Origin of the sequence: Bradyrhizobium sp. CCGB01, assembly GCF_024199795.1 — a bacterium.
In the GTDB taxonomy this organism is placed as follows: Bacteria; Pseudomonadota; Alphaproteobacteria; order Rhizobiales; family Xanthobacteraceae; genus Bradyrhizobium.
Genome location: NZ_JANADK010000001.1, coordinates 248,893 through 263,599, shown reverse-complemented (window position 1 = coordinate 263,599; position 14,707 = coordinate 248,893). Strand labels below are relative to the sequence as shown.

The window sequence follows — 14,707 nt, the reverse complement described above, 5'->3', positions numbered from 1 at the left end:
GATGACCCAGCGAACCATTTTGGTGCTCGGCGCCTCCGGCCTGATCGGCCGCTTCATCACCGACGATCTGCGCGCACGGGGATTTCGCATGGTTGGTGTGGCGCGACGCTTGTCGCCGGCGCAGAAGATGGGCGCACAGGATATCGAGCGGCCGATCCTCTCGCTCGATACAGCCGCGCTGGCGCGGCTCATCAGCGAGCATGCCGTCGATGTCGTCGTGAACTGTCTCGGCGTGCTCCAGGACGGCCCCGGCAGCGATACCAGCGCGGTGCATCGCGATTTCGTTGCGCGCCTGCTTCAGGCGATCGGCGACAGCGGCCGCGCGATCCGGCTGGTGCACATCTCGATCCCCGGGACCGCGGAGGCGGATCGTACCGCCTTCGCGACGACAAAGCGCGAGGCCGAGCGCCTGATCGCGGCCTCCGGCGTTCCCCACGCCATCTTGCGGCCCGGCTTTGTCGTCGCACCGTCAGCCTATGGCGGCAGCGCCATGCTTCGCGCGCTCGCCGCTCTCCCGCTCGATCTGCCGGGCAAGGAGATGGCGACGCCGTTCCAGCCTGTCGCTGTCGAGGACATCGCCGCCACCATCGCCTGGCTCGCTGCGCGCGACATCGACGATGCCTCGGTCAACGCCGTGAGCTGGGAGCTGATGCAGGCCGATCCGGTCACCATGGCCGGCGTCATCACGCAGTTTCGTCTCGCCTTCGGCACGGCCGGCTGGCCGCGCATCGCGATGCCGTCCCTTATGCTCGATCTCGGCGCAAGGCTCGGCGATCTCGCCAATCATCTCGGCTGGATGCCGCCGATGCGCACCACGGCCATTGCCGAGCTGCGCCGCGGCGTGAGGGGTGAACCCTCGGCGTGGATTGCCGCCACACGCATCACGCCGAAGACGATGGCTGAGACGGTCGGACGCCATCCGGCAAGCATCCAGGACAAATGGTTCGCACGACTGTTTTTGGTCAAGGCGCTGATCTTCGCGAGCCTGGTCGCGTTCTGGATCGTCTCCGGCTTCATCGCGCTGTTCGTGTCCTATCGTGCCGCCGCCGGAATCCTCAGCGCGCATAACTTCCCGCCCGCGCTGGTCGATCCCATCACCATTGGCACCAGCCTCATGGACATGAGCATCGGCGTGCTGATCGCCTTCCGCCGCACCGCGGCGATCGGGCTGGTCGCAGGCATCGTCGCCTCGCTCGGCTATATGGTGGGCGCAGCGATCCTGACGCCCGACCTCTGGATCGAGCCCCTCGGCGCGCTGGTGAAGACGGGACCTGCGATCGTGCTGATGCTGGTGGCTTTGCTCATGCTGGATAATCGGTAGCGTTTTCGAGCGAAGTGGATCCCGGTTCGCGTGAAGAAAACGCGTCAAAAAGAGAGCGCTGATGCCCAAATGGCCCGACGACGACGTGATCCTGTTCGACGGCGTCTGCATCTTCTGCTCGCGCTGGGTTCGTTTCGTCGCGCAGCGCGACACGGCAAAGCGATTTCGCTTCACGCCGATTCAATCGGACTATGGCGCGAAACTCGCGCGCACGTTCGGTATCGATCCGGATGATCCCGACACCAATGCCGTGGTCCATGGCGGCGAGGTGTTCATGAAGTCGGACGCAGCGCTGACGGTGCTGTCGCAGTTGCCGCGTTGGGGCTGGGTACGCATGTTGTTTGCCGTGCCAAAGCCGCTGCGCGACCCCGTCTACAGCCTCATCGCGCGAAACCGGTACCGCATTTTTGGCAAGTATGATGCGTGCTTCGTGCCGGATGCTGATCTGCGGGCACGGGTGATCGACTGACGGCGTTTGCGGTTACGGCCTGTTCAGAGCCGCCAGCACTTCCTTCGCCGCCCGCTCCCCACTATCCCGCGCCCCATGCGCCGTCGTGAAAAACTCCGGCGACGTCGCCTCCCCCGCAAAAAACAATCGCCCGTCCACCGGCGCAGCCAGCACGGCGCGATCACCGGCATGGCCGGGCAGCGCGTGTGAATACGAGCCGCGTGCAAACGGATCATGCGCCCAGCGCGACTCGTACAGCGGCTTCAGCTTGCGGCGGATGTCGTTGCCCAAAAAGCCCGCGATCTCGTCGATGCCTTGCGCGGCGATGGCTCCTTCGCCGGCGTTTTCCAGCGCGCGCGCAAAGCTGCCGCCGAAAAAGCCTTCAATGCAGGGCTGGCCGAACGGGCGGATGTGGTAGGTGCCCATCTCGGTGCGCATGGTGGCGCCGCGCAAATTGCCTTCCTTCGGAAAGGCTTCGGCATCGCTCAGCGCCAGCGTCACCTTGTCGTCGACGCCGAGCGGCAGGCCGGCGGCGGCATCGACCTTGGCCGGAAGCGGCGGCGAGAAACGGATGGCTTCATCGGCGATCAGGTTGGTCGGCACGGTGACGATCACCTTGTCCGCGGTCAGCGTGCCCTGCGACGTCGCGATGCGGATGCGCCTGTCCGAGTGATCGATCAGCGTCACGTTGCAGTTCAGCGCCACCGGGCAGGGTGCGCCATAGGCCGTAACAAGCGTGCCATAGCCGCGGCGGACGCGCCAGTTGAGGTCGCTGTCCTCATAGGCGTCCCAGTCCAGCGTCGACATGTCCTTCAGTTCGCAGCCGTTGATGTAGGTCGAGACTGCGTCGATCATCGGATTCCAGCGATTGCCGGGCTCGAGGCTCAGGCTCGCGGGCTCGTCCTTGCCGTTTTGCGCGGTCTGCCAGAGGCGCTCATAGAACGCCTCCATCGCGCGCATGAAATCGTCGCGCTCGCTTTGCGGAAACGCATTGCCGAAGGCGCGCTCGCGCCAGGGCGGCAGGTCCCTGTTGACCTCGAAATCGAGCTGCTTCGCGATGGCGGCGAAGGAATTCTTGTCTGCCGAGTGTAGCCAGCCGCAGCCGACGTCGAACGTGACCTCGGGCGAGGCCTGCACGGTCCAGGCCCGGCCGCCGAGCCGGTCGCGCGCCTCCAGCACGATCACGGAGAGGCCGGAGCTGTGCAACGCGTGCGCTGCGCCGAGGCCGGCGGCACCGGCGCCGATGATCGCGACGTCGACGGAGGAGGGTAGGGAAGCCATGGGTCGGCTCTAGCACGTTCGCGAAGTGCGCTGAAGCCGCCACAAAGCGAACTGTCATCGCCCGCCTTGTGCGCACTTGCGCACTGGGGCGGGTGATCCAGTATTCCGGAGGCAGTTGTTATAGAGCCGAGAAGCCGCGGCGTACTGGATTCCCCGCTTTCTCGGGGAATGACAGCGAGAGCGGTAGCTTACGCCACCGCTTCCTTGGCCTTTTCCGCGCGCTTGCGCTCGTTCGGATCGAGGTGCTTCTTGCGCAGGCGGATCGACTTCGGGGTGATCTCCACCAGCTCGTCGTCCTCGATATAGGCCAGCGCCTTTTCCAGCGTCATGCGGATCGGCGGGGTCAGGCGCACAGCCTCGTCCTTCGACGTCGTGCGGATGTTGGTGAGCTGCTTGCCCTTGAGCACGTTGATCTCGAGATCGTTGTCGCGGGTGTGCTCGCCGACGATCATGCCCTTGTAGACCTTCCAGCCGGGCTCGATCATCATCGGGCCGCGGTCTTCCAGCTTGAACATGGCATAGGCCACCGACTCGCCCTGGTCGTTCGAGATCAGCACGCCGTTGCGACGGCCCTGGATCGGGCCCTTGTAGGGCAGGTAGTTGTGGAACAGGCGGTTCATGATCGCCGTGCCCTTGGTATCGGTCATCAGCTCGCCCTGGTAGCCGATCAGCCCGCGGGTCGGCGCGTAGAACACCAGACGCAGGCGGTTGCCGCCGGACGGCTTCATCTCGATCAGCTCGGACTTGCGCTCGCTCATCTTCTGCACGACGACGCCGGAATGCTCCTCGTCGACGTCGACCACGACCTCCTCGATCGGCTCCAGGGTCTGGCCGGTGGCTTCGTCCTTCTGGAACACGACGCGCGGACGCGACACGGAGAGCTCAAAGCCCTCGCGGCGCATGGTCTCGATCAGGATCGCGAGCTGCAATTCGCCGCGACCCGATACTTCCATCGCGTCCTTGTCCTGGGACTCGACGACGCGCAGCGCGACATTGCCTTCGGCCTCGCGCATCAGGCGGTCGCGGATCAGGCGACTGGTGACCTTGTCGCCCTCGGTGCCGGCGAGCGGCGAGTTGTTGACGATGAATGTCATCGACACGGTCGGCGGATCGATCGGCTGCGCCTGCAGCGGGCTCTCGACCGCGGGATCGCAGAAGGTATCGGCGACGGTGCCCTTGGTGAGGCCCGCGATGGCGACGATGTCGCCGGCCTCGGCGAACTCGACCGGCTGGCGCTCGAGGCCACGGAACGCCAGGATCTTGGTGATGCGGCCGCTCTCGATCAGCTTGCCTTCACGCGACAGCACCTTGACGGCCTGGTTCGGCTTCACCGAACCCGACGCGATGCGGCCGGTGATGATACGGCCGAGATAGGGATTGGCCTCGATGATGGTGCCGAGCAGCCGGAACGGGCCCTCCTGGACCACGGGGGGCGCCACATGCTTGAGCACCAGCTCAAAGAGCGGCTTCATGCCGACATCATGGGAGGCGTCGGGCGAGTTCGCCATCCAGCCGTTCTTGCCCGAGCCGTAGAGAATCGGGAAGTCGAGCTGCTCGTCGGTGGCGTCGAGCGCCGCGAACAGGTCGAACACCTCGTTGACGACTTCGGAGATGCGAGCGTCAGGACGATCGACCTTGTTGATGGCGACGATCGGCTTCAGGCCGAGCTTGAGCGCCTTGCCGACCACGAATTTGGTCTGCGGCATCGGGCCTTCAGCGGCGTCGACCAGCACGATCACGCCGTCGACCATCGACAGGATGCGCTCGACCTCGCCGCCGAAATCGGCGTGGCCGGGGGTGTCGACGATGTTGATCTGGGTGTTTTCCCAAGTCACCGAGGTGCACTTGGCCAGAATGGTGATGCCGCGCTCGCGCTCCAGATCGTTGGAGTCCATGGCACGCTCGGCGACCTTCTGGTTGTCGCGATAGGTGCCGGATTGCTGCAGCAGCTTGTCGACCAGGGTGGTTTTGCCGTGGTCGACGTGGGCGATGATGGCGATGTTACGAAGATTCATGAGTGAGCTTCTTTGCGGTCGGACAATGGGTTAAGCGCGATCTCGCCGGTCAAGCCGGGACCTTCTTTCGAAACAACGCTGGAAGACCTGGAAACGGGGCGCTTTCCGCCCAAAAAGGAAGCCCGGTCATATCGACCGGGCAGCCTATGCGTTGCGGCGCAATATAGGCAAAAACCGCCAAAAAACAATGTGTTCTTTGCCGCTTGGTTGACTGAATTTTGTCCGGGAATCTCCGGGGGTTAGGGGCGGTTCCGGGCCGGGCTAGCCTTTCGCCCCCTGATGGCCGCCCAGATCAAGGCGACGCCTCCGATGCCGACCACCAATCCCACGAAGACCAGCGGCGCGATGTCCGAGTCGATCCGTCCCCCGTCGACCACGGAGGCCCCGCCAAACAGCAGTGCACAAAGACCCGGCAGCAACATGATGACCCCGAAGATCACCATGATCGCGGTCAGGCAGCCGCTGCGCTGCGGCGGGGCGGCCGGAGAAGGCGCGGGCGGGGGTTCGATGTTGCTCATGACGATGCGACGCTACTGCCGGGGCCCGGGTGGGGTCGCCACGCGGATGAAGAGGAAGATCGCGATTCCGATCAGGACCAATCCAATCGGGACAAATGCACCGGCTTGGGCGCCGAATGCCAGGAAGCATAGGCCGGGGAAAAGCAGCACCACGCCGGCGATCACCATGAAAGCGGTCAGGCAGCCGCTGCGCTGCGGCGGCGCGGCCGAGGACGCGTCCTCTTGAAGCGGCGGCTTCGGAGCCGGAGGAGGCGTGCCGGTGTCGCTCATCGCGGCATCGCCTCGCCCTGCCTGGCTTCCCGATAAGTCTGCCCCGCCAGCTCTGCGCGGATGCCGTCGATCTTTCCGTTGCGGTAGAACAGGTTGTAGGTGTCGAACGGGATGATCGCGCCGCTCTCGGTGACGAAATGGATGCAGCTGCGCTTGACGTTGCCGACGCAGAAATTGAAGCGATCGAGGAATTGCACGATGGTGACGCGGAACACGTTCTCGTAAGTGAGGCCCTGCGGCACCTCGAAGCTCGGCAGGCAGCACAGCAATTCGCAGACGCGCTCGCTGGTGTTCAGCGGTCCCGATGACAGCGAAAACAGATCGACGAATTTTTCCCGCAGCACCGGATGTTTCTCCGGGCTGATGGTGTTGGGCATCACGGCCACGAGCTGATCCTGCGGGATCAGCGAGGTCAGCGGCAGCACCTTCTCGCCATTGCGCAGCCCGTAGCCGATCGAGATGCTTTCGGGATTGCAAGGCAGCGGGATCATGTCCTTTTCGCCGAACACGCCGGTTTCGACCACGCGCTTGCGGATCTCCGACAGCATGATGCGGTCGGTGTTCTTGTCGAAATTCTCGTTGCGGCCGGCGTCCTGAACCGGCTGCAGCGTGACGCCGCGAACGCACTTCCAGCTCAGGGCATGGCGGACGATACCGCCGATCTCGGCATCGTTGACGCCGCGCTTGATGGTCGCGACAAGCGTGGTCGACACGCCGTAATGCTCGAGATTTTCCAGCGCCTGCTGGCGGATCTTGCGCAGATCCGCGCCGCGCAGATTGATCAATGCGTCGCGCTCGAGCGAATCGAACTGGAGATAGATTTCCAGCCCGCGCTTGTTCTCGGCGAGCCGCGCCACGAAATCCTTTTCGCGGGCGATGCGCAGGCCGTTGGTGTTGATCATGACGTGGCGGATCGGTCGGGCGCGCACGGCTTCCAGGATCTCGAAGAAATCCGGATGCAGCGTCGGCTCGCCGCCGGAAATCTGCACCAGATCAGGCTCGCCTTCGCTCGCGACCAGCGCGTCCAGCATCTTCTCGACCGTTGCCAGCGGCGTGAAACGCGTCCGCACAGGGGAGGATTCGGCGAAGCAGACCGGGCAGGTGAGGTTGCAATGCTCGGTGATCTCGATCAGCGCCAGGCAGGAATGCTGCTCGTGGTCGGCACACAGGCCGCAATCATAGGGACAGCCGAATTCCGTGCGCTGCTGGAATTGCAGCGGCCGGTCGCCCGGCTTGATGAAATCCTTGCACAGGCGCCAATAGGCGGCATCCGTCGAAACCAACGTCGACTGAACGCCATGCTCCTTGCAGCGCTTCTCGTACCAGACCTCGTTGTCGAGGATCTGGATCTTGGTCGGCACCAGCTTCAGGCAGGTTTCGCAAAGAGACTGGGTCTGGCCCCAGAAGATATAGGGCCGCGACTTACGCAACGGCGCGTTCATGCATGGGTCTCGCTTTGGGCGCCGTTGCCAGCATGGCGGCGGCGTAGAGCAGGATGGACAGCGACAGCAGGTGAAACAGGGTGAACGGGCCGATCAGCGTGCCGTAGGGCTTGAGGAATTCCCACAGGAAGCGTTGCGCGCCATAATAGAGGAGAACCAGGTAGAAACCATTGGTGATCACAAACCCGTTCCGGTTCACGACAGCCAGCACATAGACGAGCGCGAACACGGCCATTGCCGCGCTCTCGTAGAGCTGCACGGGATGGCGCAGAACGCCGTCGCCGAAATCATGGCCAAAAGGCAGCGCCGTCGGCGTGCCGTAGGTGAAATCGTCGAGGCCGGCGAAGTAGCAGCCGAGCCGGCCGATCGCGATGCCGAGCGCCAGCGGCAGCGCAAAACGGGCGCCGGTCCGCACGGCGATCCCTGCGGACCATTTGTAGAGCTCGATCGCCACGATGCCACCGGCGAGCGCGCCTTCGACCGAGCGCGCGATGCCCCTCTCGCCCGACAGCCACAGATTGGCAGAGCCGAACAAATAGGCCCCGAGACCCGCGCCGAACACCAGCGCGGCGACATAGGGCATTGCGAAGGATTGCGCCGGAAACCGCAAGCCCCGTCGCGACAGCCAGTAGACCGCCGCACCGGCGGCCAGCCACGCTGCGACATCGAAGAGGGTGTGAAGGAAAGCCCCGCTCATGCGCGACGAGCATAGCACGGCGAACATGGGGTCGCACGCTGACCTGCCTCGGGCGGAAGAATCAGAAGGGCGCGCCGGAGCGACTACCCTGCGTCGCCCGATTCCTCGGTCGGATAGACCCCCCGCAGCACCTCCTCGAAGTGCATCTTCACCGCGTCGTTGCACAGGCAGGCGCGCAGATGCAGGCCATCGAGATTGCGGACCAGGATCGCGCCGCGCCGCGTATCGAGCACGCCCTCGGCCTTGAACGATTGGAGCACGCGGCTCGCATAGCTGCGGCCGACCCCGAGCAGCGTCGCGAGCTGCTCATGCGTCAGCGGCACGCTGCTCTGGTCGCCGGTCCGCTCCATCGCCGCAATGATCCACTTGGCCGTACGCTGCTCGATGGAGTGGATGGCGTTGCAGGCGGTGGACTGGAAGATCTGTGCCAGCATGCAGTCGGCATAGCGGGCGAAGATGTTGCGCAGCGAGGCCGAGCGCATCTTCGCCGCTTCCAGCTTGGCGACGTGAATGCGCGCAAATGGTCCGCCGAACTTCACGCAGATGCGGGTATAGGCCGGCAAGAACCCCTCGCTGACGATGCCGCCCACCGCGCCTTCGCGGCCGACCAGGATGGTCTCGACGTCGCGGCCGTCCTCGTTGGGAACGAGAAATGTCGCGAGCGACGGCCCGCAGGGAAAGTGCACGACCTGGACATCATCGCCGGGGCTGTAGAGCAGCTCGTTGGCCCCGGCATCGTCCAGGGTGATGTGCGGTGCCAGCAGCGCGTAGTCGGCCGGACTCAAGCGCCGCAGCAGATTGTTGGCCGGCCGGCTGCCGACCTCGGTTGTCTTGCTGATACGCGCATCCATCGTAAATCCCCTGCTCTCCTTTCGACACTAGCGAGGTCCGATCCTTGGCTGTGTGCACAAGTGGACAGACGTAAAAACTGTTCTGTGGTGAGTTTCGTTCCTGGAACCCTCCGATGCGCTGGGCGCAGGCGTCGGGATGCGGCTGTCCTTGGTGGATACGAACATGCAGCCCTCGATAGCCAACATCATGATACCTGCTACTCCGGACGGCTCGGCCGGCATGCCCGCGGATGTTCTGATCGTCGAGGACGATCCGATCATTGCGATCGATTTCGAGGATCGCCTGCTCGGATTTGGCGTGAAGAGCGTGCGCACCGTGGGGTCGGTGGGGCAGGCGCTTGCGGCGATCGCAGCGCGTGCGCCCGACTTCGCGCTGCTCGACGTCGAGCTCGGCCGCGAGAAAAGCTTTGCCGTCGCCGAGCGGCTGGCGGCTGCGCAAATTCCCTTCGTCTTTGTGACGGGCTACGGCGCCGAGGCGCGGATCGCTGCTGAATTCAAGGCACGGCCGCGGCTGCAAAAGCCCTGCTCGAGCGAGGCGCTGGAGGCCGCGCTGCGCGCGCGCGGCGCCTGATCGCTCGGCTGCGTTTTCCCAGCTTCAGGCAAATTTCGGATCGAGCGTGGTCGACCACAACGCGACGTCGGCGCGGTCGCGCAAGGTCACCGTCATCTGGCCGGATGCGCCGTCGATCTTGACGTGACCGAAGAATTGCATGCCCGCGGACGGCGGCAGGTTCTGGTTGTCCTTGCCCGGCGCCTTGACGAAGCGCACCTCCGGCCCAAAGGTGTTGTCGAGCGCGTTTGGACCGAAGGTGCCCGCATGCAGCGGGCCCGAGACGAATTCCCAGAACGGCTCGAACTCCTGGAATTGTGCCTTGTTCGGATCGTAATAATGCGCGGCGGCGTAGTGTACGTCCGCGGTCAGCCACACCGTGTTGTTGATCGGCGCCATCTTGATGAAGCGCAGGATGTCGGCGATCTCGAACTCGCGGCCGCGCACCGGGCCGTCTCCTTGCGCGAACGCTTCCGAGCCGCCCTTCGGCGTGTCCGACACGACGAGACTCAGCGGCATGTCGGACGCGATCACCTTCCAGGTCGCGCGCGAATTCAACAGTCCGCGCTTGAGCCAGGCGATCTGGTCCGGGCCGAGGAAGTAGCTGGCCGGGCCATATTCCGTTTCGAGATTGGCGCCATTGGGGCCGCGATAACTGCGCTCGTCGAGCACGAACACGTCGAGATGCGGGCCGTACGAGATCTGGCGATAGACCCGGCCCGGCTCATTGATGCTCTCTCGCATCGGATACATCTCGTGGAAGGCACGGGCGCCGCGGGCAGCCAGCAGCGCAATGTCGCGCACCTTGTAGGTCGCCGGCAGCTCCTTCGACAGCGACCAGTTGTTGGTCACCTCGTGATCGTCCCACTGCACGAAGATCGGGACTTCGGCATTGAAGGCGCGGACATTGTCGTCGGTGAGATTGTACTTGTGCGCGGCGCGGTACTCGTCGAGCGTCTCGGCGACCTTGGCCTTCTCGGGGATGGTGAGGTTCTTCCAGAGTTTGCCGTCGGGGAGTTTGACTTCGGATTGAATGGGGCCGTCGGCGTAGATGGTGTCGCCCGAGTGCAGGAAGAAATCCGGACGATGCTTGCGCATCGCCGAGAAGGTCAACATGCCGCCGTCATCGGGATTGATGCCCCAGCCCTGGCCGGCGACGTCGCCGCCCCAGACGAAGCTGACGTCGCGGCGGTCGGCCGGCGCGGTGCGGAAGCGGCCGATGACAGCTTCGCCCTCGATCGCGCTATGCGAGAGGTCGCGGAAGCGGACGCGATAGAAGATGTCCTGTCCACCCGGCAGGTTCTCGATCAGCATCTTGGCAGTGAAGTCGCTCTCCGGCAGGGCGGCGATCGGCGGCAGCGCGCGGGCATTCTTGAAGGATTCGGTCGTCGCGACCTCGACCAGCATCTGCGACGGCCGATCCGTGCGCGCCCAGACCACGCCGCCGTCGACGGTGACATCGCCCGACTGCACGCCATGCGTGACCGCCGGCCGGTCGGCCGCGCGCGACAGATGCGGCATGGCGATCGCGCCGAGCGCACCGGCGCCGGTGCTGAGGAAGCGGCGGCGGGAGAATTTGATGTTCATGAAGGTTTCGCTGGCTTTGCCGCGCGCATGTCGTGCGCTTCGGAATGACAGCGAAAACTATACTGAGACAGTGTGACGCAGCAATAACGACGCGCGCGAGCGGCTACGCGTTGCCCGCGGCCCTGAACTGCGCGCCGGCGCGTTGCAGATTCTGCGGCATGCTGAACAGCACCGCCTTGCGGTCGGCGACGGCGGCGTGGAACTGATCGAGCACGATGTTGATGGCGGTGAGCCCGCCCTCCTCGATGGCGCCGTGGTCGAAGCAGCGCAGCGTATCGCGCAGGATCTCGTCGGCCTCGGTCTGCATCTGGTCGAGCTCGTCGGTCGTCTCGCTCTTGCGCGCGGCGGCGATCATGTCGAACAACCTGTCGCGCAGATGGCTGTTGTTGTCGCGCTCGTCCTTCTTCAGGTAGCCCGCGAACCAGGCGCCGATCGAGCCCATCGCCGAGAGCGCCATCAGGGTCCACCAGATGTAATCGCTGTATTTGTCGAGGAAGGTCTTTTCCTCGCCGTCGACGAAGGCGGCGGCGCCCGGATGCACGGGAATCACCGCATCCTTGTCGGTGTCGGGCGTCTCGATCTTCGCCGCCAGCGGGAATTCCGCCACCAGTTGCTGGCGCACGGCGAAGAGCTGGCGCGTGAACGCCGCGATGGTGGTGTCGGACACACCTTTGCGCGCCACGATGTGGTGCGAGAAGCTGATGGTCTTGACCTCGTCGTCGGGGCGATCGGGTGAGCCGCCATAGGTGCCGGCGGGAATCTCCGATGCTTCGTAGACGGGATGATTTTGCGCGATCGCGTCCGCGGAATCGATCGCGAGGAAGGTCGGCGTGCCGCCCTCCTTGACCGTCGCTGCGATCGCATCCGACGTGATCTTGCTGTTGACGGGGCCGGCTGCGAGATAGGCATCGGCCTTCTGGGTCTTGATCGCCTCGGCGGCTTCATTGGCCGGGAACTGGATCACCTCGACCTTGGCGGGATCGACCCCGTATTGCTGGAGGATCACCTTGAGCAAATTGACGTTGGCCTGGGTGCGGCCGATCACCCCGACGCGATGGCCGGCGAGCTGCGCGATCTTGGTGATCTTCGCGCCCTTCTTCTTGCCCTTGCCGGGCACCGACCACAGCACCACGACGTTCTTGCGCAGGGTCGCAACCGCTTGCGCATTCTTCGGCACGTCGACGTCGCCGCGCACGATGGCGAGATCGACCTTGCCTTCCGCGAGCGCCTCGGCACTGGCGGTGGCGCCGTCGGTCTGAATCGGCCGCAGCCGCACCTGGCTCTTGTTCTGCGTGAACGCCTGCGTCAGCGCTTGCACGACCCTGAGGTCGTCGCTGTTGCCGGGACCGACCGCGATCTTCAGCGTCACCGGCCGCATCGCGAAATAGTACCCGCCTGCGAGCGCGCCGACGATCGCAAGCACGAGCGCCAGCGATACGAGCGCGGTCTTCCGCGCCGCTGATCGCGGTGAAGGAGGGGTGGGCGCTTCGGCCAGGTCCAGACCCCCGGTCATCGATCTCCCATACAGGCGTTTCAGGCGCAGCTTCATCTTGGCCGGCGATTTACGCCGGCAATTGTAGCAAATTTCTTGTCCGGCGGGGTTACATCTCCGTCATGGTTAGCGGATGGACGAAATCCCGCATGAACCCGGGCCATATGCACGGTGTTAGGGTAAAGTTCCCCTGAAAACGGAGATCATCATGGCAGAGCGGCTGACGGTGGAAGCACGCAAGCAGGCGCTGGGCGCCATATCGGGCTGGACCGAGGTCCAGGGCCGCGACGCCATCGGGAAGACCTTTGTCTTCAAGGATTTCAACGAGGCGTTCGGGTTCATGACCCGCGCGGCGCTGGTCGCCGAGAAGATGGATCATCACCCCGAATGGCGCAACGTCTACAAGACGGTAGAGGTGGTGCTGTCGACTCATGACGCCGGCGGCGTCACCAAGCTCGATATCGAGCTGGCCAAGGCGATGAACGCCATCGCCAAGCTGACACCGGGCTGACATCTTGCAGGGACGGGCCGCATCCCCATGTTGTGCTCAGCAAGGGATGCGGCGATCCGCCGCCCTCGGCTGAACGGGGAGTTTGTCGAACATGGCTGCCGAACACAGCGTCGGCTTCGAGCCGGCCGGTCGGCTCGCGGAAGATCGCGAAAGCGTGCGCCGCCGCTTCTGGCGCAAGCTGAAGCGTGTCGCCGCGCAACTGCCGTTCGCGGAAGATCTGCTCGCGGCCTATTACTGCGCGTTCGACCGGCAGACGCCGCGTCATGTCCAGGCGTCGCTGCTCGGGGCGATCGCCTATTTCATCCTGCCGTTCGATTTCGTCCCCGACGTGATGCCGATCCTCGGCTTCACCGATGACGCCGCCGTGCTCGCCACCGCCATACGCATGGTCGCCGGTCACATCACGACCGAGCACCGCGAAGCCGCGCGTGCCGTGCTGAAGCGCGGGGTGGATGAGGCGGAAGCAGCGTAGTGCGCCTTTGCTTCGTAGCCCGGATTGCGCTGCGCTCCATCCGGGCTACGGAGTTTGCAATGACGCTCTCTACTTCTTCTGCGGTGCCGCCTCGGCCCGCGCCTTCTCCGCGTCCCATGCCTGGAATTGCTTGAATAGCGCTTCCTTGTCCGCGTCGGACACCTTTGCGGCCGTCGGGCTCTGCTTCAAGAACGCCTCGAAGCGCTGTCGCGTCACCGGCTCGATGCCATGCTTGTCGAGCCATTGCTGTGCGACCGGCAATCTGTTCCAGCCGGACAGCGGGGCCGAAAGCGAGACCTCCTTCCACTTGGGATGGAAGGGCGGGTTCTGCAGCGCGGGGAATTTCGTGAAGAACGCGTCCACGAACAGCGCGATCTTGCGATAGCGCTCGGTGTTCGGTGCCCAATTATAGGCTGCAAGCACCGCGGGCACCGCGATCGTGTCCACGCTCTCGCCTTCCTTGATCAGGTTCGGATAGTCCTTGGCGGTCAGCGACGCCGGCAGATAGTCGCTCTGGAGCGGCTTTTCATAGTCGACGCCCGCAAGATGGAAGCGCCCGTCGTTGGCGAAGGTCGAAACCGATTTGTACGGCTTGCCTCCGACCACGATGACGGCGTCGATCTGGCCGGCCTTCAGCTTCTCCATCGCGATGCGCTGCTCGACATAGACGAATTTCGCCTTGATCCCGAGCCGCTCGAACACGGTGAGCGCGGTGACGAAGGTGCCGCCGTTCGGCAGGTCCACGCTGACAGTCTTGCCTTCGAGGTCCTTGAGCGTCGCGACCGATTTCGGCGCGATCACCTGCATCTCCTCGTTATAGAGCTTGGTCACATAGGTGAACTGCTTCTTGATGTCCTTGGCAAAACCCTTGCGCTCGAGATAGTCGAGCGTATCCGCCCGCACGACGCCGAGATCGACACCTTGGAGGAACAGGATGTCGGCGACGCTCTGCACCGAGCCGCGGCCGACGATCGGCAGCACGCGGATCTTGTTGCCGTCGTCGAGCACGGAGGCGAGGTCGGCGCCGAATTGCACATAGGTGCCGCCGATCGTGCCGGTGATCAGCGTGACGGTGTTCGCGTTCAGCGACTGCTTGGTCGAGGTCGAGCCGAACTGGAAGATGGCCTTCAGGCTGTCCGAGACCTTGGCTGGATCGTATTCGGTCTGCTCCGCGCGTGCCGCGAAGGCACAAATCGTCATGATGGCGGCAAGCGCCATTCCCAAAGCGTTACGCATGATATCCTCTGAAAAG

15 protein-coding genes are annotated in these 14,707 nt (G+C 64.4%); 5 read left to right on the top strand and 10 right to left on the bottom strand.

Going from position 1 to position 14,707, the window contains the following annotated elements; genetic code table 11:
• Position 1: 1 nt before the first annotated feature.
• Together NLM25_RS01155 and NLM25_RS01150 are read left to right on the top strand one after the other, a co-directional pair.
• Positions 2 to 1,321 carry an SDR family oxidoreductase gene (locus tag NLM25_RS01155; protein WP_254135735.1) on the top strand — a complete coding sequence of 440 codons (1,320 nt, stop codon included), beginning with the start codon at positions 2 to 4 and terminating at the stop codon, positions 1,319 to 1,321.
• A gap of 61 nt (positions 1,322 to 1,382) precedes the next feature.
• Entirely contained in the window at positions 1,383 to 1,790 is a 408-nt protein-coding gene (locus NLM25_RS01150) for a thiol-disulfide oxidoreductase DCC family protein (RefSeq protein ID WP_254135734.1), read from the top strand.
• Positions 1,791 to 1,802: 12 nt separating this feature from the next.
• On the opposite strand, the gene NLM25_RS01145 is transcribed toward NLM25_RS01150, so the two are convergent.
• The 7 genes from NLM25_RS01145 to NLM25_RS01115 form a co-directional block, all read right to left on the bottom strand.
• On the bottom strand, positions 1,803 to 3,050 hold the full coding sequence (locus tag NLM25_RS01145) for an NAD(P)/FAD-dependent oxidoreductase (protein ID WP_254135733.1): 1,248 nt from the start codon (positions 3,048 to 3,050) through the stop codon (positions 1,803 to 1,805).
• 188 nt (positions 3,051 to 3,238) lie between these two features.
• Positions 3,239 to 5,065 (bottom strand): translational GTPase TypA, encoded by a 1,827-nt coding sequence (gene typA / locus NLM25_RS01140; protein ID WP_254135732.1) that lies wholly within the window; start codon positions 5,063 to 5,065, stop codon positions 3,239 to 3,241.
• Positions 5,066 to 5,304: 239 nt separating this feature from the next.
• Positions 5,305 to 5,583: a hypothetical protein gene (locus NLM25_RS01135; protein WP_254135731.1), complete on the bottom strand. Its 279-nt coding sequence runs from the start codon at positions 5,581 to 5,583 to the stop codon at positions 5,305 to 5,307.
• Between the two features lie 12 nt (positions 5,584 to 5,595).
• Positions 5,596 to 5,853: a hypothetical protein gene (locus NLM25_RS01130; protein ID WP_254135730.1), complete on the bottom strand. Its 258-nt coding sequence runs from the start codon at positions 5,851 to 5,853 to the stop codon at positions 5,596 to 5,598.
• Positions 5,850 to 7,295, bottom strand: coding sequence for a radical SAM protein (locus tag NLM25_RS01125; protein WP_254135729.1), 1,446 nt, complete (start codon positions 7,293 to 7,295; stop codon positions 5,850 to 5,852). The genes NLM25_RS01130 and NLM25_RS01125 overlap by 4 nt, the downstream gene beginning before the upstream one ends.
• The gene (locus NLM25_RS01120) at positions 7,276 to 7,992 is read right to left on the bottom strand and encodes a prolipoprotein diacylglyceryl transferase family protein (RefSeq protein ID WP_254135728.1); all 717 of its coding nucleotides are present in this window, start codon (positions 7,990 to 7,992) and stop codon (positions 7,276 to 7,278) included. Before NLM25_RS01120 ends, NLM25_RS01125 begins: the two co-directional genes overlap by 20 nt.
• A gap of 83 nt (positions 7,993 to 8,075) precedes the next feature.
• Positions 8,076 to 8,843: a Crp/Fnr family transcriptional regulator gene (locus tag NLM25_RS01115; RefSeq protein ID WP_254135727.1), complete on the bottom strand. Its 768-nt coding sequence runs from the start codon at positions 8,841 to 8,843 to the stop codon at positions 8,076 to 8,078.
• A 163-nt stretch (positions 8,844 to 9,006) separates the two neighbouring features.
• On the opposite strand from NLM25_RS01115, the gene NLM25_RS01110 reads away from it, so the two are divergent.
• Positions 9,007 to 9,414 carry a response regulator gene (locus NLM25_RS01110; protein WP_254114947.1) on the top strand — a complete coding sequence of 136 codons (408 nt, stop codon included), beginning with the start codon at positions 9,007 to 9,009 and terminating at the stop codon, positions 9,412 to 9,414.
• A gap of 24 nt (positions 9,415 to 9,438) precedes the next feature.
• Here NLM25_RS01110 and NLM25_RS01105 read toward each other — a convergent pair whose 3' ends face one another.
• Together NLM25_RS01105 and NLM25_RS01100 are read right to left on the bottom strand one after the other, a co-directional pair.
• Entirely contained in the window at positions 9,439 to 10,980 is a 1,542-nt protein-coding gene (locus NLM25_RS01105) for an alkaline phosphatase (protein WP_254135726.1), read from the bottom strand.
• A gap of 103 nt (positions 10,981 to 11,083) precedes the next feature.
• Positions 11,084 to 12,529 (bottom strand): TAXI family TRAP transporter solute-binding subunit, encoded by a 1,446-nt coding sequence (locus tag NLM25_RS01100; RefSeq protein ID WP_254135725.1) that lies wholly within the window; start codon positions 12,527 to 12,529, stop codon positions 11,084 to 11,086.
• 151 nt (positions 12,530 to 12,680) lie between these two features.
• Here NLM25_RS01100 and NLM25_RS01095 point away from each other — a divergent pair, with 151 nt between their 5' ends.
• Both NLM25_RS01095 and NLM25_RS01090 read left to right on the top strand, forming a co-directional pair.
• On the top strand, positions 12,681 to 12,983 hold the full coding sequence (locus tag NLM25_RS01095) for a 4a-hydroxytetrahydrobiopterin dehydratase (RefSeq protein ID WP_254135724.1): 303 nt from the start codon (positions 12,681 to 12,683) through the stop codon (positions 12,981 to 12,983).
• A gap of 91 nt (positions 12,984 to 13,074) precedes the next feature.
• Positions 13,075 to 13,455, top strand: a complete 381-nt coding sequence (locus NLM25_RS01090; protein ID WP_254135723.1) for a YkvA family protein — start codon at positions 13,075 to 13,077, stop codon at positions 13,453 to 13,455.
• 69 nt (positions 13,456 to 13,524) lie between these two features.
• Here NLM25_RS01090 and NLM25_RS01085 read toward each other — a convergent pair whose 3' ends face one another.
• Positions 13,525 to 14,691 carry a TAXI family TRAP transporter solute-binding subunit gene (locus NLM25_RS01085; protein WP_254135722.1) on the bottom strand — a complete coding sequence of 389 codons (1,167 nt, stop codon included), beginning with the start codon at positions 14,689 to 14,691 and terminating at the stop codon, positions 13,525 to 13,527.
• Positions 14,692 to 14,707 lie beyond the last annotated feature (16 nt).